The 18,936-nt window shown below is 68.4% G+C and carries 20 protein-coding genes and 1 riboswitch; of the genes, 12 read left to right on the top strand and 8 right to left on the bottom strand.

What is annotated here, in order from left to right:
- Positions 1–34 precede the first annotated feature (34 nt).
- Positions 35–397: a hypothetical protein gene (locus OXK16_00605; GenBank protein ID MDE0374453.1), complete on the top strand. Its 363-nt coding sequence runs from the start codon at positions 35–37 to the stop codon at positions 395–397.
- Positions 398–504: 107 nt separating this feature from the next.
- Positions 505–3,018: a PPC domain-containing protein gene (locus OXK16_00600; GenBank protein ID MDE0374452.1), complete on the top strand. Its 2,514-nt coding sequence runs from the start codon at positions 505–507 to the stop codon at positions 3,016–3,018.
- Positions 3,019–3,133: 115 nt separating this feature from the next.
- On the opposite strand, the gene cobO is transcribed toward OXK16_00600, so the two are convergent.
- Genes cobO through OXK16_00580 form a run of 4 tightly spaced genes read right to left on the bottom strand, consistent with a single transcriptional unit; the run spans position 3,134 to position 6,538 of the window.
- Complete coding sequence (gene cobO, locus OXK16_00595) at positions 3,134–3,700, bottom strand: cob(I)yrinic acid a,c-diamide adenosyltransferase (protein MDE0374451.1); 567 nt, start codon at positions 3,698–3,700, stop codon at positions 3,134–3,136.
- Complete coding sequence (locus tag OXK16_00590; GenBank protein MDE0374450.1) at positions 3,697–4,473, bottom strand: ABC transporter ATP-binding protein; 777 nt, start codon at positions 4,471–4,473, stop codon at positions 3,697–3,699. The genes cobO and OXK16_00590 overlap by 4 nt, the downstream gene beginning before the upstream one ends.
- Positions 4,470–5,501 (bottom strand): iron ABC transporter permease, encoded by a 1,032-nt coding sequence (locus OXK16_00585; protein MDE0374449.1) that lies wholly within the window; start codon positions 5,499–5,501, stop codon positions 4,470–4,472. The genes OXK16_00590 and OXK16_00585 overlap by 4 nt, the downstream gene beginning before the upstream one ends.
- An 8-nt stretch (positions 5,502–5,509) precedes the next feature.
- The gene (locus OXK16_00580; GenBank protein MDE0374448.1) at positions 5,510–6,538 is read right to left on the bottom strand and encodes an ABC transporter substrate-binding protein; all 1,029 of its coding nucleotides are present in this window, start codon (positions 6,536–6,538) and stop codon (positions 5,510–5,512) included.
- An 88-nt stretch (positions 6,539–6,626) separates the two neighbouring features.
- A riboswitch (cobalamin riboswitch) is annotated at positions 6,627–6,758 on the bottom strand.
- 39 nt (positions 6,759–6,797) lie between these two features.
- On the opposite strand from OXK16_00580, the gene cobT reads away from it, so the two are divergent.
- The 6 genes from cobT (at position 6,798) to OXK16_00550 (ending at position 12,218) form a co-directional block, all read left to right on the top strand.
- On the top strand, positions 6,798–7,901 hold the full coding sequence (gene cobT / locus OXK16_00575) for a nicotinate-nucleotide--dimethylbenzimidazole phosphoribosyltransferase (protein MDE0374447.1): 1,104 nt from the start codon (positions 6,798–6,800) through the stop codon (positions 7,899–7,901).
- Positions 7,898–8,749, top strand: a complete 852-nt coding sequence (gene cobS, locus OXK16_00570; protein ID MDE0374446.1) for an adenosylcobinamide-GDP ribazoletransferase — start codon at positions 7,898–7,900, stop codon at positions 8,747–8,749. The genes cobT and cobS overlap by 4 nt, the downstream gene beginning before the upstream one ends.
- Positions 8,750–8,759: 10 nt before the next feature.
- Positions 8,760–9,371: a histidine phosphatase family protein gene (locus tag OXK16_00565; GenBank protein MDE0374445.1), complete on the top strand. Its 612-nt coding sequence runs from the start codon at positions 8,760–8,762 to the stop codon at positions 9,369–9,371.
- Entirely contained in the window at positions 9,364–9,981 is a 618-nt protein-coding gene (gene cobU, locus OXK16_00560) for a bifunctional adenosylcobinamide kinase/adenosylcobinamide-phosphate guanylyltransferase (GenBank protein MDE0374444.1), read from the top strand. Before OXK16_00565 ends, cobU begins: the two co-directional genes overlap by 8 nt.
- 159 nt (positions 9,982–10,140) lie before the next feature.
- A complete protein-coding gene (locus OXK16_00555) occupies positions 10,141–10,608 on the top strand; it encodes a hypothetical protein (GenBank protein ID MDE0374443.1) in 468 nt (155 codons plus the stop codon).
- A gap of 260 nt (positions 10,609–10,868) precedes the next feature.
- A complete protein-coding gene (locus OXK16_00550) occupies positions 10,869–12,218 on the top strand; it encodes a rhodanese-like domain-containing protein (protein ID MDE0374442.1) in 1,350 nt (449 codons plus the stop codon).
- A 104-nt stretch (positions 12,219–12,322) separates the two neighbouring features.
- Here OXK16_00550 and OXK16_00545 read toward each other — a convergent pair whose 3' ends face one another.
- Both OXK16_00545 and OXK16_00540 read right to left on the bottom strand, forming a co-directional pair.
- The gene (locus tag OXK16_00545) at positions 12,323–13,186 is read right to left on the bottom strand and encodes a succinyl-CoA synthetase subunit alpha (protein MDE0374441.1); all 864 of its coding nucleotides are present in this window, start codon (positions 13,184–13,186) and stop codon (positions 12,323–12,325) included.
- On the bottom strand, positions 13,183–14,325 hold the full coding sequence (locus tag OXK16_00540) for an acetate--CoA ligase family protein (GenBank protein ID MDE0374440.1): 1,143 nt from the start codon (positions 14,323–14,325) through the stop codon (positions 13,183–13,185). The genes OXK16_00545 and OXK16_00540 overlap by 4 nt, the downstream gene beginning before the upstream one ends.
- Before the next feature lie 201 nt (positions 14,326–14,526).
- Between OXK16_00540 and OXK16_00535 the strand changes: the two genes are divergently transcribed.
- Genes OXK16_00535 through OXK16_00520 form a run of 4 tightly spaced genes read left to right on the top strand, consistent with a single transcriptional unit; the run spans position 14,527 to position 17,256 of the window.
- Positions 14,527–14,877 (top strand): DUF952 domain-containing protein, encoded by a 351-nt coding sequence (locus OXK16_00535; GenBank protein MDE0374439.1) that lies wholly within the window; start codon positions 14,527–14,529, stop codon positions 14,875–14,877.
- Positions 14,878–15,204, top strand: coding sequence for an NIPSNAP family protein (locus OXK16_00530; GenBank protein ID MDE0374438.1), 327 nt, complete (start codon positions 14,878–14,880; stop codon positions 15,202–15,204).
- A complete protein-coding gene (locus tag OXK16_00525) occupies positions 15,201–16,436 on the top strand; it encodes a Tm-1-like ATP-binding domain-containing protein (protein ID MDE0374437.1) in 1,236 nt (411 codons plus the stop codon). Before OXK16_00530 ends, OXK16_00525 begins: the two co-directional genes overlap by 4 nt.
- 1 nt (position 16,437) lies before the next feature.
- Positions 16,438–17,256 (top strand): phosphoenolpyruvate hydrolase family protein, encoded by an 819-nt coding sequence (locus OXK16_00520; protein MDE0374436.1) that lies wholly within the window; start codon positions 16,438–16,440, stop codon positions 17,254–17,256.
- A gap of 94 nt (positions 17,257–17,350) precedes the next feature.
- Here OXK16_00520 and OXK16_00515 read toward each other — a convergent pair whose 3' ends face one another.
- On the bottom strand, positions 17,351–18,160 hold the full coding sequence (locus OXK16_00515) for an ABC transporter permease (protein ID MDE0374435.1): 810 nt from the start codon (positions 18,158–18,160) through the stop codon (positions 17,351–17,353).
- A complete protein-coding gene (locus tag OXK16_00510) occupies positions 18,157–18,936 on the bottom strand; it encodes an ABC transporter permease (protein MDE0374434.1) in 780 nt (259 codons plus the stop codon). The genes OXK16_00515 and OXK16_00510 overlap by 4 nt, the downstream gene beginning before the upstream one ends.

Genomic DNA, 18,936 nt, shown 5'->3' with positions numbered 1-18,936 from the left:
GGGCCCATCCGATTCTTCTTCGACGAGAGCGCCCTTGGAATCGGTCAGGCGATGGCCGGCGGCCCGCAGCGACTGCGTGTTTCCGGGCCACCCGCGGTCGCCGATCGGGACGGGCACCGACGACGTGGACTGGATTCCGGAAGCCTCTTCACGAGGGTGGATCGTCGTCGCGCGTGACAAGAAGATTCGCTCGAGGCCGGCGGAGTGGGCAGTCTTCGCCGCATACCCGCTTCGCATGCTCGTACTCACCACGGTCGGAAACCCCGACGTGTGGGAACAGCTGCGGGTGTTCGTGGCGCGGTGGGATCGGATCGAGGAACTGTTGACGACGCCGGAGCCATGGGTGTACGCCGTAACGAAGAATGGACTTCGAGAGATGGAGTACCCGCGGTTGTAGTGGCGACGTGTGGCCAGTGGCTGGCTGGCTAGCATCAACGCCCGGTATTCAAGGTGTTCGGGTGCCCGCAGCACCCACCTGACAGCTATCCGAATAGGGGGTTCGAGATGGAGAGAGTCCACGTTGGCAGTCCTGGCGCGCACCGGTTGGGGCGGGCCTTCATCGCCCTCACCCTGGTGGCGAGCGTCCTCGCCCTGCCGGGGCCGGGAGCCGTGCTGGGGCAGGAATCGGCGGACTGCGAGGTCACAGACCTCGGGACGCTGGGCGACAACAGGTTGGAGGCGGCCGGGCACTGGACGACCGAGGATTGCGACTCACGGTTCCGCGCCGGCAGCGACGCCCGCACCTATAGGTTCGAGGTCACTACGGCAGGACGGGTCAGGATCGAGCTGACATCCGCCGGGGCGGACCCCTACCTCTACCTGCTCGCCGAGGACGGTACCCGCATCGTCGGCAACGACGACGGCGGCGCCGGGCTGGACAGCCGCGTCGAGAGAGACCTGCTGCCCGGCGTGTACATGATCGAGGCCACGACGGTCGGCGGGCGGAGCCGGGGACCGGCGGACTTCGCCGTCGCGGTCAGCTACGTATCCGGTTGCGAGCCGGTGCATCTCGGCACGCTGGAAGCGGGCGCCGATCTGACCGCATCCGGATCCTGGACGCTTGACACGTGCGGGTCGCGTTTCGTCGTCGAGCATCCGGCGCACGGTTACACGTTCAGCCTCGAGCAGGCCGGTCGCGTTCGTATCGACCTGGCATCGGAGGATGGCGACTCTGTCCTGTCCCTGGCTTCGCTGGCGGGCGGCGTGATCGGGGCCAACGACGATGGCGGGGAGGGTCGCAACGCCCGCATAGACCAGTTCCTGCCGGCCGGTGGCTACTTCATCGAGGCGACCACCTACCTCGAGCGCGATTACCAACCCCTGCGCGCCGATTTCGACCTCATCGTCCACCTGGTGGACGAGCAGGCGGAACAGGAACGAGCCCGGTTGAAGATCGAGGAAGTACGGGTCCCGGCGGAGGTCGTGGCGGGCGATCCCTTCCCCGTCCACTACCGCGCCGGGAACGTAGGCGGCGATCTCGACCCCGGCGGCTACGCCGTTCTATACGTGGTCGGCCCCCGCGTGTTCAAGCGCCACAGATCTGTTGCGGGGCATTGGCAAGCCGGAGTCTCGTATCACTCCGGGTCGGAAACGGCTAGCCCGGGCAGCACTTCGATCAGCGAAGTTTCTCCGTTCGAGGTCAGTTTCTTCCGGTCCGGCCCCACCTGGCTGTTCGTGGGAATCGTCACCTACGACCGCGCGGGCAACGAGATCGGGTTCCACGGTCAGTGGCAGAACCTGTTCGTTCTGAGCGGTCCCACGTTCGAAGCCGTAGACGTGCGTGTTGACGGCGCCCGGTACACGGTGGCCGCGGGAGCCGACAGCGACGGGGAGGTTACGACCGAGGTGAAGTCCGCTATGGACCCGGCCGGAGAGGTTGATGCGGAGGTTCGGCTCAGGGCGATCTATGCGGCCGGCGTGCGAACCCAGTTGCTGGATGGCCTATTCGAGCGGCCGGAGATAGCCGCGCTGCCAGAGGAGGCACACCCGACCGCGGTCACGGTGGCGAACCTGTCGACCAACACGCTCCGTGAGGCGTTCGCACAGCGATACACGTCCGTCGTCGGGGCATCGGGGATGCTCGACTCGCTGGAAGCCGGAGAAGCGCTCAACCCGATCACGGTCGAGGAGTCGGTGCTGCAGGTAGCCGATGCGGCCTCTTCCGAGTTCGCGTGGATGGCGTCCTCGTGGCGCTCGCTCCTGAGGCGGCTCGAGAACGGAGCGGCGCTGTCGTTCGAGGATGCGCTGGAGGTCCACTCCCAGGTCGCCTACGCCGAGAGCGTGGTGGCGGCGGCGGTGACGGCGGGAGGGATCGTCACCGCGGCCCGGGCCGCCGAAGAGGGATGGAGGGATCCCGGCGTCCGGGAGATGATGGCGGAGGCGCGCTGCCATCCGGGCTCGAAGGCCCTGCGCGACGCGCTCGAAGCGGCTGACATCGCCGACCTTGAAGGGCTAGTAGCTCTCGACGCCGAGATGCGGGCCCTCCGGCCCGTCCATGGACTGTCCGTCGACAGCGCGTTGTGCGCGGTCACGGCGTCCGGCACAGCGAACCAACGGTTCCTGCGACGCCTGTCGATATCTCACAGTCCCGAGCTTCGCTCGATGCTCGGTCTGGAGACGCCTTCCGTAACGGCGTCGAGTCCGGATCCCCATCGGCTGCGCATCATCGCGCGGTTGGGCGAGGACGGGAGCCTGGAGCACGGCGTCGAGTTTGCCGGCGGCCGCCAAGTCCTACCGCCCGAGCGCTTCCTGCGCGAAGACGTACCTACCGGCCGATGGCAGGTCAGCGGTGACGTGGAGGTGCGAGGGGACTCGATCGGGAGGATCCGGGCCCGGCGCGTTGCCGGTGGCCGGACCGAGTTGGGATTCATCGGCACCGATGGGGAGACCATCATCCCCGACATTCGCTACCTGCCGGCCGACCCACCGGTGGGTGTCTGGTTCCGCAGCAGCGAGATCGAGGTACCGGTGGCGTCGTCGATGGTTCCGGCCCCCTCTACCGAGGAGTCGGAGGAGTAGGCGGTTCGCCGGTGGGTGGCCACTAGCTCCCGGCCACCGGCCACTAGTGGTCTTGCCTGCGGAACAACCGGGTGCTCCGGCGGCCATACCACACCGCCATTACACAGACAGATCACTAGAAGTCGATGCCGCGGATGGCGCTGATGCCCTGGTCGTAGGCGTGCTTGACGGGGCGCATCTCGGTGACGGTGTCGGCGATCTCGATCAGGCCGGCGGGGGCGTCACGTCCGGTGACTACCACATTGACGTTGGCAGGCCGGTTGGCGATCGTGGAGACCACCTCCTCCTCGTCGATCCAGCCCCAGTTGATGGGGTAGGTTATCTCGTCAAGGACAACGAGGCGGTGCTTGCCCTCCTCGATTCGCATCCTGGCCAGGCGCCAGACATCGCGGTTCAGCTCGGCGGACCGTTCTAGATCCTCGCTGTCCCAGGAGAAGCCGTCGCCGCCTACGTCCCAGTCGACGCCGAGGTGGCGGCCCATCTTCTCCTCGCCCACCTTCCAGTCGCCCGACTTGATGAACTGGACTACGGCGACCTTCCATCCACGCGCCACCGATCGCATGACCATGCCCATGGCGGCGGTGCTCTTTCCCTTTCCGTCCCCGGTGTTGACAATCAACACGGAGCGGGCCCGGCGGGTGTCGGGACGGCGCGGGTCGTCGGCGAGCGGGGCGCTGGTCATCGAGTCCCGGTCCTCATGGGAACCACGGCGAGTCCTCCGTTGACGTTCACCACTTCCACGCTAGCCCGGTAGATGGCCCGGATGTGTTCGGGGGTGAGCACCTGGGCAGGAGGCCCGTCCGCCACCACCCGGCCCTCCGCCAGCAGTGTCAGGCGGTCCGGGAACTGTCCGGCCAGGGTGAGGTCGTGCATGGCCGTGATGATGGTCATCGGCCGGCGGCTGCGCAGGTGGGCGATTAACTCCAAGGCCTTCTGGCCCTGGCCGATGTCGAGCGCTCCGGTCGGCTCGTCCAGGAGCAGGACGTCCGCCTGCTGGCAGATGGCACGGGCCAGAGCGACGCGCCGCCGCTCGCCGCCGCTCAACTGCGAGAGCATGCGGCCCGCCAGGGGCTCGAGGTCGAGCATGTCCATGGCCAGCCGCGCCTGCGCCAGATCGGCGGCGCCTTCCGATCCCAGGTAGGGGAGGTGCGGGGTGCGTCCCAGCAACACGTACTCGATCACCGTCATTCCCCCCGGCATGACCGGTTCCTGCGGCACCAGGGCCACCGACCGGGCCCGGTCCCGGCGCCGGAGCGAGCCGTTGTCCGCGCCATCGAACCGGATAATGCCCCGATAGGGGAGGAGCCCGGCAATCGCCCTCAGCAGGGTGGACTTCCCGGCGCCGTTCGGCCCCAGCAGGCCCAACCACTCCCCTTCCTCCACGGTGAGCCCCACGTCCCGGAGCACCGGTTGTCCAGCCTGGTAGGTGATGGAGAGGGCCTCCACGGAGATCATGTCACGTACCGCCGGCTGGTCCGGAGAACCACCATGAAGAAAGGGGCGCCGATGAAGGCGGTGATCACGCCGATGGGGAGTTCCAGCGGGCTCAGCACCGTTCTGGCGGCCATGTCGGCGAGAATGAGGAACGCCCCGCCCGCCACGGCGGAGATCGGAATCAGGGAGCGGTAACTCGTACCCACGAGCAGCCGTACGGTGTGGGGAACCACGAGCCCGACGAACGCGATCAACCCGCTGACCGCGACCGCCGCGGCGGTGGCCAGCGTGGCCAGCACCACCACGGTGGTGCGCACCCGCGACGAGGAGACACCGAGGCTCTCGGCCTCCTCGTCGCCCACGCTCAGCACGTCGAGCAACCGCCGGTGCAGCATCAGCCCGGCGCCGCACGCCAGCGCGTACGGGACCATCACCAGCACCTCCTGCCAGCCGGTGGTGGCCAGCCGTCCGAGAATCCAGGAGTAGACCTGGCGGATGGTCTCGGAGTTCCGCTGCAGGACGAACGTCTGGAGGGCGGTGAAGAAAGCGGCCACCGCCACACCCGCGAGGATGAGCGACACCGCGCTGCGGCCGCCCACGGAACGCCCCACCGCATAGGTCAGCGCCGCCGCGGCCAGCGCCCCGGCAAAGGCCGCCAGGGGAAGGAGCCGGGTGTCGGCGGAAGGCCAGAGGACGATGACGGCGGTGGCGCCGAGGCCTCCGCCGGCCGCGACACCCAGGAGATAGGGGTCGGCGAGGGGGTTGCGGAAAACGCCCTGGTAGGAGGCCCCGGCCAGGGAGAGAAGGCTCCCCACCAGCCCGCCCAGAACGACCCGGGGCAGCCGGATGTCCCAGATGATCGCTTGCTGGGTGCCGGACAGTCCCGATCCGCCGCCGACCAGTTCGCCGATCACCTGCCCGGGCGTCAACCCGGCCGGCCCGACGGTGATACCGGCCACGGCCGAGGCGATCAACAACGCACAGGCGGCCAGGAACCAGCCCCACCGGAGCCGGGTGGGATCGCGGAGCCGGGGGGTCACGGTCGCCATGCGCTCTGTCAACCTTGCTCGAACATGGTGGCCAGCGTGCCCGCGATCAGCCGGACGAACTCGATCAGGCGGGGCCCCCACCGGCTGCTGATGTCGTCATCCACCTCGATCAGCAGACCATCTTGAACGGCGGTCAGGCCGCTCCACCCGGGGCGCCCGGCCAGGCTCTCGGCCGAGGTGCCGCACCAGACGGCGCACCCGTAGAAGATGATGTCCGGATCGGACTCCAGGATGTACTCGACCGACAGCTGCGGGTAGCCCCAGCCCTCGGTGTCGGCCGGGTCGGCGATGTTCTCGAGGCCGAACAGGGAGTAGACCTGGCCGATGAACGTGGCGGATGTAGCCGTGTAGAAGGTGTTGTCCACCTCGTGGTAGTAGGTGACGTCCTCGGCGCCGCTCTCGAACCCGGCCACCGCCCGATCGATCTCCGATCGCAGCGCCGCCACCAGGTCCGCGGCAGCCTCGGCGTGTCCGGTAGCCACGCCTAGCTCGGCCATCTGCGAGTAGGCCGTATCGATGTCGGGCGCGGCAGGATGCAGGACCACCGGGATGCCGAGAGTGCCGAGCCCGGAAACCAGCTCGCCCGGATCGAATGCGATCACCACCAGGTCGGGGTTGTGGGAGGTGATGGCCTCCAGGTTGGGGTTGAAACCGTCCAACTCCGTGACCGGTGCCTCCTCCGGGTAGCTCGATGTCCAGTCCACCGCGACCACCTGGTCACCTGCGCCGATTGCGAAGAGCGTCTCGGTGGCGGTCGGCGACAGGGACACGATCGCCACCGGACGCTCCGCGATCTCGGCGCCCGCCACCGTCACGGGGAAGGTCGGCTCCGGGGCCTCCTCCGGGGGCGGAGCGGTGGTAGTCGATGCCGCCGTCGGGGGCGGGCTGGTGGCCGGGGCCGCCGCGGTGCTCGTGGTGACCGCGCCGGGGGTGGTGGTCGTGCCCAGGGTGGTACTCGCCTGGGTGGTTGCCGTTTCCTGCCCGCCGCACGCCGTGGCGAGCAGCAGGATTACAAGTAGCAGCTGTGTCCGCCGCATAAGAAAACATCCTCCTGGTCGGAGGATGAAGAGAGATCGGCTGGGTTCTCGATTCCGAGCCCCTGCACGACCAACCCTTCCTCCGAGAGCTGATTCGTGACCATGGGGTCAGGCGTCCTGGCTCGTCCTCCCTACGCGGGAGGCATGACAGTTGCGGGACAGCGCCGGGCTTCCACCGGACTTCGCTGTTCCCCATGGCGCCCGGTTGTCTCTCCGGGCCGGCGCCTACTATAACCGGCCCGCTCTCCGGAGGCTTCCAATGACCGCCCGACCCCGAACCCTGGCCGGGGTGACGGCGCGGATCGGTCCGGCGGACCAGGCGGCAATGCGCCGGGCGGCCACCCGGCAGGACATACTGACCAAGCCCCCTGGAAGCCTGGGCCGGCTCGAGGAAGTCGCCACGCGCCTGGCCGGTATGTTCGGTACGGCGCGGCCGGTGATCCGGGGGAAGGCGGTCATCGTGGCGGCCGCCGACCATGGGGTGGTGGCACAGGGAGTCACGGGGTATCCGCAGTCCGTCACCGGCCAGATGGTGCGCAACTTCCTCGACGGGGGGGCTGCGATCAACGTGCTGTGCCGGCTGGGCGGGGTACACCGGATCGTGGTCGATGCCGGGATCGCCTCGGCTCCGCCGCCCGAGCATCCTGACCTCCGCTCCCTACGAATCGGACCCGGAACCGGCGATATCACCCTGGGCCCCGCCATGACCCGCCGCCAGGCCGTCCGGTGCATCGAGTTCGGCGCAGGCCTGGCCTCCGAGGTGATCGCCGACGGCGCCGACCTGGTCGCTACCGGCGACATGGGGATCGGCAACACCACGCCGTCCAGCGCGATCGCTGCCGCGATGACCGGTAGACCCCCCACCGAGACAACCGGGAAAGGCACCGGTCGCAGCGCCGAGGAACTGCTTCGCAAGACCGCCGTGGTGGAAGAGGCCCTCGAGGTCAACTCGCCCGATCCGGACGACCCGGTCGACGTGCTTGCCAAGGTGGGCGGGTTCGAGATCGGGGTGCTGGCCGGCGTCGTGCTGGGAACGGCCGCCGAGCGGCGGGCGGTGGTGCTGGACGGGTTCATCTCGGGTGCGGCCGCCCTCATCGCCCACCGTCTGAGCCCGGCGGTCAGCGACTACCTGATCGCCTCTCACCGCTCCGCCGAGACGGGCCACCGGGCCGTGCTGGCCTATATGCAACTCGACCCCCTCCTGGACCTGGCGATGCGGCTCGGGGAGGGAACCGGCGCGGTCCTGGCCATGGGCATCGTGGAAGCGGCCGCGTCCTGTCTCACCGAGATGGCCACATTCGAGGAGGCAGGTGTCTCGGACCGTAAGGCCCAAGGCGCACTGATGGAAGCGCCGGCGGAATGAGGGGACTGCGCGCCGCCATCGGTTTCCTGACGATCCTTCCGGCGGGACGACGGGGTCCTGCCACCGACCTGTCGAGGGCGCCCGCCTGGTTCCCGGTCGTGGGCCTCCTGCTGGGGGCGATCGTCGCCGGGGTGGACGTGCTGATTCGCCTGGCTTACGTGATTCCCTGGATCCCGGCGCGCGGCGGTGAACTCGAGTTCCTGCTGACCGGGTTCCGGGAGTTTCCGTTCTTCCTGGAGGGAGTGGTGCTCGTAGCCGTCCTGGCGCTGCTGACGCGCGGCCTCCACCTGGATGGCTTGGCGGATACCTACGATGCCCTGGCGGGTGGGCACGACCACGAGCGACGGCTGGAGATTCTGAGGGATCCCCACGTTGGCGCCTTCGGGGTCGTCGCCGTCGTCCTCCTCCTGCTCGCCAAGGTCTCCGCGCTGGTCGCGCTACCCGGGGAGAGCCGTCTCTGGACGATCGCGCTGGTTCCGTGCCTGTCGCGATGGGCCATCCTGGTCGTGATGGACCGGTTCCCATACGTACGTCGCGAGGGCCTGGGCGCGCCGTTCCTCCACGGCAGCGGCCCGCGGAGGCTGCTGGCCGGCTCCGCTGTCGCCGTGGTGGCGACCGTGGTCCTGACCGGTCCCGTGGGCCTCGTGCTCATGGCGGCGGCCGGCCTCGCCGCCGGAGCGGTCGGCATGTGGGCGAAGCAACGTATCGGCGGCGTGACCGGTGACATCTACGGAGCGGCCTGCGAGACGAGCGAGGCCGCGGTGCTCGTGCTCGCGGTGGCAATAACGCTGGGTGATCCGGGGGCACTCGCTTCACCCCTGCTCGCTCTGCTTGATGCCTACGCGTAGGTGGTTCCTCGTGCGTCACGGTGAGACGGAGTGGAACCGGGTCGGGCGGGCCCAGGGCCAAGCCGACCCGCCTCTGAACCGGGAGGGCCGGGAGCAGGCGGAGGCGGTGGCGGCCCGACTGGCCCCGGTCGTCTTCGAGGCGGCCTACTCGAGCGACCTGCGCCGGGCGGCGGAGACGGCCGCGCCCGTCATGCGTGGCCGGGACATCCCGATCGTCTACCGGCGCGACCTGAGGGAGCAGAGCTTCGGCGAGTGGGAGGGGATGACCTACGAGGAGCTGCAACTCCGGTACCCCGCCATGTTGGAGGAGTTGTTCGACGAGAGGCCGGCATTCGCTCCGCCGGGAGGGGAGAGCGACCTGGAGTTGTTCGCGCGGGCAGCCGGCGCCGCGGCCCGAATCGCGGAGCGGCACGCCGGAACCGATGGGAACATCCTGGTGGTTTCCCACGGAGGCACCCTGCGCGCCATGATGGTCTCGATGCTCGGGCTGCCGGTCGAATCGATGTGGAGGCTCCGGTTGTCGAACGCCGGGCTGTCCGTCATCACCACGTTCGACGAGGGCGGAGCGACCATCGACCTGCTCAACGACACCAGCCATCTGGGGCCGGGCTTCGATGCCTGACGGCTCGGACCGCACCGCAGCTCGCCCCGGCGAGCTGCTACTCATCCTCGGCGGGGCTCGCTCCGGAAAGAGCACCACGGCGGAACGCTTGGCGCGGGACGGGGGCAGGGTGCTCTTCATCGCCACCGCCGAAGCGCTTGACGAGGCGATGCAGAAGCGCATCGCCGCTCACCGGCGCTACCGGCCGGAGCATTGGGACACCCTCGAGGAGCCGATCCATGTCACCAGGGCGGTCCGGCCCCTCATCGATCGCTACGACACGTTCGTCCTCGACTGCCTGACCCTGTGGGTGAGCAACCTCCTCCTCCAGGATGAGGAGGCCTCCGATACCGAGGGCGCGGTCCTCGAGACGGTGGGGCGCCTGCTCGACCTGATAGACGCCGCGGACGGCAGGTGGATCCTGGTCAGCAACGAGGTCGGCCAAGGCATCGTGCCCGCATCACCGCTCGGAAGGGAGTACCGGGACGTGCTGGGCCGAGTGAACCAACTGGTCGCGTCAAGGGCGGACAAGGCCTACCTGATGGTGGCCGGCCTGGGCTTGGAGCTCAAGTCCCTCGCGCATCGCTCATCAGGTCCGGCCCAAGGGGATTCTCGCCTCGAAGCCGGGTGAAGGGCGGTCGCTTGCATATGATGTGGCTGAATAAGCCTGATCAGCGTCCGTGTGGTCAGAACATGAACGATCGGAGCTGGACGCAGACGAACCGATTGCTTCGTTCTCAGATTGTGAGGGATGGTGTTGGGTAGGCGCTGCCTTCAAGTCATCGTTGTCATGGCTATAGCTCTCTGGATCGGTTCTGGTGGTCTCCAGACCGTGGACGGGTTCGTGCCCGGGTTGGCCCCACCTGATGGTTTCCGGGTGCATCCCCCCGGCTTCAGCCCGGGTCGTATGTATGCGATCGTGTCGGGGATCGTGGAGATCGATATGGATGCCGGTTGCGTATGGCTGTCAAGTCCGAATGGGAACCGATACCCGGTGGTATGGCCGGCCGGGACTACGGCGCGGTCCGATCCATTCGAGATCAGGATCCGGAAGGGTCATCAAGTGGTGCGGCCCGGCGACTATGTGGAGGGCGGAGGCGGATACCTCCAAGCCGACTCCGAACCGCAACGTATCGGGCTGGAACCGTTCCCAAACGAGTGCCTCCAAGGAAGAGAGGCGGCCGTGTTCAATGCCGGTTCGCCGATCGACGTCACTCGGGCAGTCGGGTTGGAAGTCGTGGAGACGCTCGCGGGTTGATTCCGCTGCGGGAGTCGATGGGGTTCGACTTCGTACCAGTGGATCCCGATACCCCCAGTGACCTGAACGATGGCAGTTGGTCGGTTCGATGACTGTACGACTGCTTTCCGGCCTGCCCGACAGGAGTTCCTGCAAGTACCGAGGCAGGTTCGGGCGACACTCCTTGGAGGTCGGGCCAAGCATGCTGGGAAGCCATACCGGGCGGGTGTTCGGATAGGGTGGGGCATACCGAGCGGTGCGTCGCGCATCCGAGGAGGGACATGCAGATCACGACGTTTCGGACCGACGGATTGGGGGACAGCACCTACCTGCTGACCCACGACGGGGGTGGCGTGGTCGTCGATCCGCAGCGGGACGTGGAGCGGTTCGAGCGAGCCGTCCTCGATGCGGGCATCCGCCTCACCCATGTCCTCGAGACCCATATCCACAACGACTACGTGTCGGGCGGGCGCGACCTCGCCCACCGGACGGGCGCCCGGCTCGTGTTGCCGGCGGCCGCGGGCGTAGCGTTCGGCCACCTACCGGCCTTCCACAACGAGGAACTCCCCGGCGGCCCGGTGGCGATCCGGCCCTTGCATACGCCCGGCCATACGCCTGAGCACATGAGCTACGCGATCCTGTTGGAAGGGGAGATCGTGGCGGTGTTCTCCGGGGGGAGCCTCCTGGTGGGTTCCGCAGGGCGGACCGACCTGCTCGGGGAGGACCGGGCGTGCCAGCTCGCCCGGCTCCAGTACCTGTCGGTCCACCGGCTGGCCGGGCTTCCCGAGGAGACCGGCTTGTATCCGACCCACGGGGAGGGATCGTTCTGTACCGCGTCGGGCGCCGGGCGGACCGTCTCGACCATCGGGACGGAGCGGCGGACCAATCCGGTGCTGGCATACCCGGACGCGGAAGCCTTCGTGGCGGGGCAACTGTCCGGGCTGCAGCCATTCCCGGCCTACTACGCACACATGGGTCCGATCAACCTCATGGGACCCGAGCCCATGATGGTCTCGGAACTCGACGTGTTGGACCCATCCGATCTGCCCGACGAAGCCAGGCTGGTCGACATCCGGCCCCGCGCCGCGTACGCGGCCGGACACATCCCGGGATCGCTGGGATTGGAGATGAGCGATCAGGTGGCGGTGTGGGCCGGTTGGCTCCTGCCCTTCGACAGCCCGGTGGTCCTGGTGGCCGAGCCGGGCCAGGACGTGGAGGAAGCGGCTCGCCAGTTCGGACGGATCGGCTTCGACCACGTGCTGGGCGTCGTCTACGGAGTCTCCGGCTGGGTGGAGGCTGGAAGCCCCCTGGCGTCGTTCGAGACCAGGACCACGGGCGACTTGGCGGCGGCTATAGCGGCTGGCGAGGACCTACAGGTGCTGGATGTGCGGTCTCCGGGGGAGCGGGCGGAGTGCCACCTCGAGGGATCCGTCTACCGCTACGCGCCCCACCTCAAGGACGGCCTTCCCGGAGGCTTGGACCGGTCGAAGGAGCTATGGGTGACATGCGGGAGCGGCTACCGGGCCTTTGCCGGCAGCGCCTTCCTGGAAGCAGCGGGCCTGCAAATAGTCGTGGTGACCCCGGGCGGCGTGCCCGACGTGCTGGAGAAGCTGTCCTGGGTGGAGGCCTGACAGACCGCTCGCTAGCCCTGATTCGTCATATTCCCTTCACGCCGACGTACACAGGCACGTCAACGCCATGAATTGATGCCTGCCACTCCAACACGGGACATGTTTCAGTACCCCCCCAGCGCCGGTCCGATCTGCGAAGGCGTGTCGAGAACGAGCGCCCCTGCCTCCGCCAGCGCCCGCCTCTTCGACGCGTACGAGCCCCGGTTTCCCTGGAAGATCGCCCCGGCATGACCCATCCTTCGATCGGGGGGCGCGGCCCGGCCGGCGATGAACGCAACCACCGGCTTGCTCATACGCCGCACGTAACCCGCCCCTTCCTCCTCCATGTCGCCGCCGATCTCGCCGATCAGGACCACGGCTTGGGTGCGTTCGTCCTGCTCCAGAACCTCTAGGGCCGCACGGGTGCGGGTTCCGAGCACCGGGTCGCCTCCGATGCCGATGAACGCCGACTGGCCGGACCCGGCGCGGACGACGTTGAGGCAGGCGAGGGTTCCGAGGCTGCCGCTGCGTGAGACCACCCCGATGGGACCCGGCCGGAAGATCGACGGATCGAAGGCGGGCATGAAGCCGACGAAGCACTCGCCAGGCGTGACCAGCCCGGCCGTGTTGGGGCCGACCACCTCGGTCCCGGCCGCCCGGGCGGCAGAGACCAGGTTCATCACGTCCCGAACCGGAACATGCTCGGTGAGGATCACCAGCTTGGATGCGCCCGCCTCGATTGCGTCGAGGGCCGCCACCTCCACGCTGAGCGGGGGAACGAACAGGACCGAGACGTCGAAGCCGGTCTCCTCCATCGCCTGGCGTGCGGTCCCGTGAACCGGAACACCGCAGTGGGTGATCCCCGCCTTGCGGGGGTTCACGCCCGCCACGATCCGGGTGCCGTACTCCTGCATGCGGCCGGTCCAGTAGGTCGCCTGGCGTCCTGTGATCCCCTGGACGAGCACGCGCTCGTGGCCCCGGATGATCATGCGGCCCCGCCTTCGGCTGCCCGGATGGCCGCCTCGATCGCCTCATCCATGGTCGGGTACGGTTCGAGGCCCAGCCGGCGGCGCAGCATCCTCCTCGCCTCGGAGGAACCGGTGCCGTCGACGGTGAAGAAGGCGGGGACGCTTGGCCGGAGCTCCAGCCACGCCCCGGTCAAGCCGTCGATCATCACGTCGGTGCGGGCGAAGGCCCCGCAGAAGTTGACCACCAGGCTCCGTACCCCGTCATGGGCGAGCACGAGCTCGAGCGCCGGGCGGGCCTTCGTGTACGCGTCGCCGCCGATCTCGAGAAAGTTGGCGGGTCGCCCGCCCAGGTGAGCGATCACGTCCATGGTGGTCATGGTGAGACCGGCGCCGTTGGCGAGCACGCCGATGTCGCCGCCCAGCTCGACGAACTGGAGGCCGAGTTCCCTGGCTGCCCGCTCCCGCCCGGTAAGCGGCTCCGGCGCGGCAGCCGCGGCGAGCGAAGGCCGGCGCGGGGCGGCGGCGCCGTCCAGGACGAGCTTGCAGTCCAGCGCCACCACTCCGCCCGAACCGGTGACGGCCAGGGGGTTGACCTCCAGTAGCTCGGCATCCGAGTCCCGCTGCAGCCGGTACATCCGCACCAGGACATCGGCGACCGCCGGGGCAGCCGCACCTACTCCCGCCTCGACGGCGAAGCCCAGGGCGGTCTCCGGGTGGAGATCGGCACGGGGATCGACGTCCAGGGTCCGGATCAGTTCGGGGTCGGTACGGGCCGTGTCCTCGATGTCGACCCCGCCACGCTCCGAGAGCACCACCCGCCGCGCCGGACCGGCCGGATGGTTGAGGACCGCGGCGTAGAGCTCAGCGGCGACGGGGATCCGCTCCTCCACCAGCACACCGGCAACCCGGTGTCCTCCGAGGCGGCTCCCCAGCAGGTCGACGGCGGCCGAGAAGGCATCGTCAGGATTCCGGGAGGACCTGATGCCGCCCGCCTTCCCGCGGCCTCCCATCGGTACCTGTGCCTTGACCATCACGGGCCCGAGCCGGGAGGCAACCGGGAGCACGGCCTCCGGCGTGGTCGCCACTTCGCCGCCCGGTACCTCTACGCCCGCCTCCGCCAGTCGGGCTTTTGCTGCGTGTTCGGGGATGTTGAGGGCCATCGGTCAATGTTGGTTGGGATCGCCGCCGACCATAACGCGAACGCAAGCCCTTTCCGCGTCATGGGTCGTGTTGGCGACCCTCGCTACCCTGACGAGGCCGACGCGGGACCGCCCCAGGGAGTATCGGACCGGCAGCTCAGCCGAACGACGGTGCTGCGGGCGGCTGTTACGCGGATCCTCATGGAGACAAGGAGGTGGTTGATGGCGCAGGTGTGCAAGATCATGACCCCGGAGGAGTGGGAGGAGTCGATCGCCGCCGGTAAGGCGTACGTTGCGGTGTCCGAGGCCGATCTGAGAGACGGGTACCTTCACTGCTCGTCGGCGGAACAGGTCCCCGGCACCTTGGCCAAGTGGTACGGCGCCATGGACAGCGTGGTGGTGGCCACCTTGGACATCGCCAAGTTGGACAGTGAAGTGAAGTGGGAGCCGAATGCCGTGGGCGAGCTGTTCCCCCATATCTACGGTCCCATCGCCCCCGAGGCTGTCGCGGGTGTGGAGAAGCTGCAGCGTGATAGCACGGGCGGGCTCGTGCCGGCAGAAGGAGGAGTGTAAATGGCGTTCTACGAGTATCGGCGTTACCAGGTAGTGCATGGACGGATGGAAGAACTCAAGGAGCGCTTCGCCGAAGCCACCATTCCCATGTGGAAGAAGGCCGGGATCGAGCCGGTGGCCTTCTTCGAGCCCAGAATCGGGGACCCCAACGTTCTCCACTACCTGCTCAAGTGGGACGATCTCGGTCGCCGCGAGGATGTCTGGGAGGGGTTCCGGGTGTACCCGGAATGGGTTGCCGCCCGCACGAAGAGTGAGGAGAAAGGTCCGCTGCTCGAGGGAATGACCAACGAGATCTGGGTACCCACGGACTTCTCGCCCCTGCAGTGACAGCCCCCGTCTTAGCGCTCGTAGGCACGCTGGACACCAAGGGCGAGGAGTACGCGTACCTTCGCGACCGGATACGGGAGGCGGGGGCGTCGGCGCTACTGATCGACGCGGGGGTGTTGGGCCGTCCTGGCGTGACCCCCGACATTACCCGCCAAGCAGTGGCCGAAGCGGCCGGTCGGAAGATCGCGGACCTGGCAGCAGCCGGAGACCGGGCCGCGGCCTTGGGAGCCATGGGTGAGGGGGCCCGGGTCATCCTTGCGGATCTGGTCGAATCGGGAAGTTGCTCGGGCGTGCTGGCCGTCGGAGGTTCTGGGGGCACCTCCGTAGCGGTGCGAGCCTTCTCGCGGCTTCCGTTCGGATTCCCCAAGATGATCGTGTCTACACAGGTGGCGTCCGCCGGCGGAGCCCTCGCCGGGGGCTCGGATGTCCTGCTCATGTCGTCCGTCGCCGACATCGCCGGCTTGAATCGTCTCACTCGACGGGTCTTGTCAAACGCGGCCGCGGCCATCGTGGGCGCGGTCGGGGCCCCTCCGGTGCCGGGCGGCGCCCGGAGCCTGGCCTTCGCGACCATGCTCGGGCTCACCACCGCCGGCGTCACCGCGGCCGGGGCCCGGCTACAGGAGTCCGGCTACGAGGTGGTGACCTTCCATGCCACCGGGGAGGGGGGGCGGACCATGGAGGAGCTGATCGGGCCCATGGGGGTGAGGGCCATGCTCGACCTGACCACCGTGGAGATAGCCGACGAGGTGGTGGGCGGGACGAAGTCGGCGGGAGATGACCGGCTGAGGACGGCCGGCCGCCTCGGCGTCCCCCAGGTCGTGTCCACCGGAGGGACCGACATGGTGCGCTTCGGACCGCGGGACTCGGTTCCGGAGCATTTCGACAACCGGTTATTCCACGTTCACAACGACCTCGTCACGCTGATGCGGACCTCTCCGGAGGAGTGCCTCGAGATCGGGCGGGTGATCGGGACCCGCTTGGCGGAGGCGGTGGGCCCGGCGGTCCTCATGATCCCGATGCGCGGGTCGTCAGCGATCTCTGTCGAAGGGAGGCCCTTCCACGACCCGGTAGCGGACGAGGCTCTGGTCGATGGGCTACGGGAGTCACTCGCCGGGTCGGACGCGGAGGTCGTCCGGATGGACGCCCACATAAACGATCCGGCCTTCTCGCAAGCAGCAGCCGACAGGCTCCTTACGATCTCGGAAAGGAACGATCGTGCCGAACAGCAATGATCTGGCCGGGACCCTGGCCGCCAAGGCACGGGCCGAAGAGGTGATCGTGGTGGCCGGCGCGGGTACCGGCCTGTCCGCCAAGTGTGCGGAGGCCGGGGGAGCGGACGCCATAGTGATCTACAACTCGGGCCGGTACCGGATGGCCGGGCGGGGTTCGCTGGCCGGGTTGATGCCGTACGGGGACGCCAACCGGATCGTCCTGGACATGACGAGGGAGATCGTCACCGTGGTCGACAGGATGCCGGTGATCGCGGGAGTGTGCGGCACCGATCCGTTCCGTGACATGGGGAGGTTTCTGGACGAGTTGGCGGGGTGCGGGATCGTCGGTGTGCAGAACTTCCCGACGGTGGGCCTAATCGACGGCGAATTCCGGCGGGCGCTGGAAGCAACCGGCATGTCCTACTCGGCCGAGGTGGAGATGATCCGGTTGGCCCGCCGGCGCGGCCTCTTCACTATGCCTTACGTGTTCACCGCCGACGAGGCAAGCGCCATGGCCGACGCCGGCGCCGACATCCTGGTCGCGCACGTCGGGCTGACCACGGGGGGCATGATCGGCGCCTCCGACCGGCGGACCGTAGCCTCTCTGGCGCCGTTGCTCGAGGAGATCTGCGGGGTTGCCGACGAGGCCGGAAAGTTCGTTCCCGTCCTCTGCCATGGCGGTCCCATCTCCGCACCGTCCGACCTGGCGGAGGCGCTGCGGCTGGTTCCGAGGCTCAACGGTTTCGTGGGCGCATCCAGCATCGAGCGGCTACCCACCGAGGCGGCCATCGTCGACCGCGTGGCCCGGTTCCGGGCGGTGGGCCGACCGGCTGTCGCGTAGCCGGGCAGCTCGCAGGAAGGGCCGGCCCGCCTCGGCCGACGGAGGCCGAAAGCAAACCGCCATCCTTCCGTGCTGCCCCCGGTTGCCCGGCAGCTTACGGGTTGAGCAGGGTGCCGAGCCGCCGGCCGGCGACCATGAGTCCGACCGATCCGATCGCGATCAGATATGCCACGTGGCCGAAGATCCCCAGGTCGAAGGAGCGGAGAGTGAACGCCCGGATGAGCTCGACCCCGTGATACAGGGGTGAGAGCTGGGTGAGCGCGCGGAGTGCGGGCGGGTAGACGTCGAGCGGGTAGAACGTGGCGCTGAACAGGAACAGGGGCAACATGAACAGCATGACCAGGTCGAAGTCCTGCCAGCTACGCATGAAGGTGCTGGCAGCCATACCGACCGCTCCGAAGGCAAAGCCGATCAGGGTGGCCGCCGGTATCGCCAGGATCGCTAGCGGTGTGGCAACCAGGCCCATCGCCGCCATGACCACGACGAAGCCGGTCGAGTAGAGGACACCGCGGAGCAACGACCAGGTTATCTCGCCGATCGCGATGTCCCATGGGCGGAGGGGAGTAGCGAGGATGGCGTCGTAGATCTTGCCGTACCGGAGCTTGATGAAGACGTTGATGGTCGCCTCGAACACCGCTCCGTTCATGGCCGACGCCGCCAGGAGAGCGGGTGCTACAAAGGCCGCGTAGCTGACAGTGGTGCCCCCCGGACCGGCTACTTCACCGACCAGGCGGCCCATTCCGATCCCCAGCGAGAGCAGGTAGAAGACCGGCTCGAAGAAGCCCGACACCAGGATCATCCAGGCCCGCTTGGAGACGAGCATGTTGCGCTCGATCAGGCGCTGGGCGCGCAGCCCGACCAGCGCCGGCGGCAGGACCCGGAGCGTCAGGGTGCGGGTGGTCATACGTTCAGGCGCCGCGAGAAGAGGCGGTGGGTCAGGGCAACCCCCACGACGAACACCAGAACCAGGTATCCGACGTGTAGCCAGGCCGGAAGGGCCGAGCCATGGCCGAGGGCTATCTGCCTGGCCAGCTCGACCGCGTGCCACAGCGGCGTCAAAGTTGCCAGGGTCTGGAGCCAATCGGGTAGCTGGGTGATCGGGAAGAAGGTGCCCGAGAACAGGTACATGGGAGTGATACCGAAACGGAAGACCGCGGTCAGCGCTTCGGTGTTCTCCCGGTTGGCGGTGAAGGCGGTCATCGGCGCGGCGGTGGCCAGGCCGATGAGGATTCCGATCGGTGCGAGGGCCAGGACGGCGGCAGGTGGGATAGCCCCCAGGGCGGCCGCTACCGCCCCGAAGATCACAGAGACCATCAGCACCCGGATGGCGGTCCAGATGAAGTGACCCCCGACCAGGCCACCGGTGCCGACCGGCGAGGCGACCACCGAGTGGTAGGTGCGGGTCCACTTCATCCCGGCGATCACCGGGAACGATCCCTGCGCCGCCCCGGACTGCATGGCGCTGGCGACGAGGAGTCCGGGGGCGAGGAAGGCCACGTAGCTGAGGCCTTCGAGACCGGGGGCGCCCGCTCCCCGGTCCACCAGCGACCCGAGGCCCAGGCCCATCGCCACCAGGAACAGGGCCGGCGTGACGAACGAGGAGAACGCCGATCCCTTCCAGACCCTCCGGTACGCGATGGCGTCCGCCTCAACCACCCGCAGCACTCCAGGTAACCGCAT

It is taken from the genome of bacterium (genome assembly GCA_028821235.1).
Lineage (GTDB): Bacteria > Actinomycetota > Acidimicrobiia > Spongiisociales > Spongiisociaceae > Spongiisocius.
This window is presented reverse-complemented; position numbering and strand designations above follow the sequence as displayed.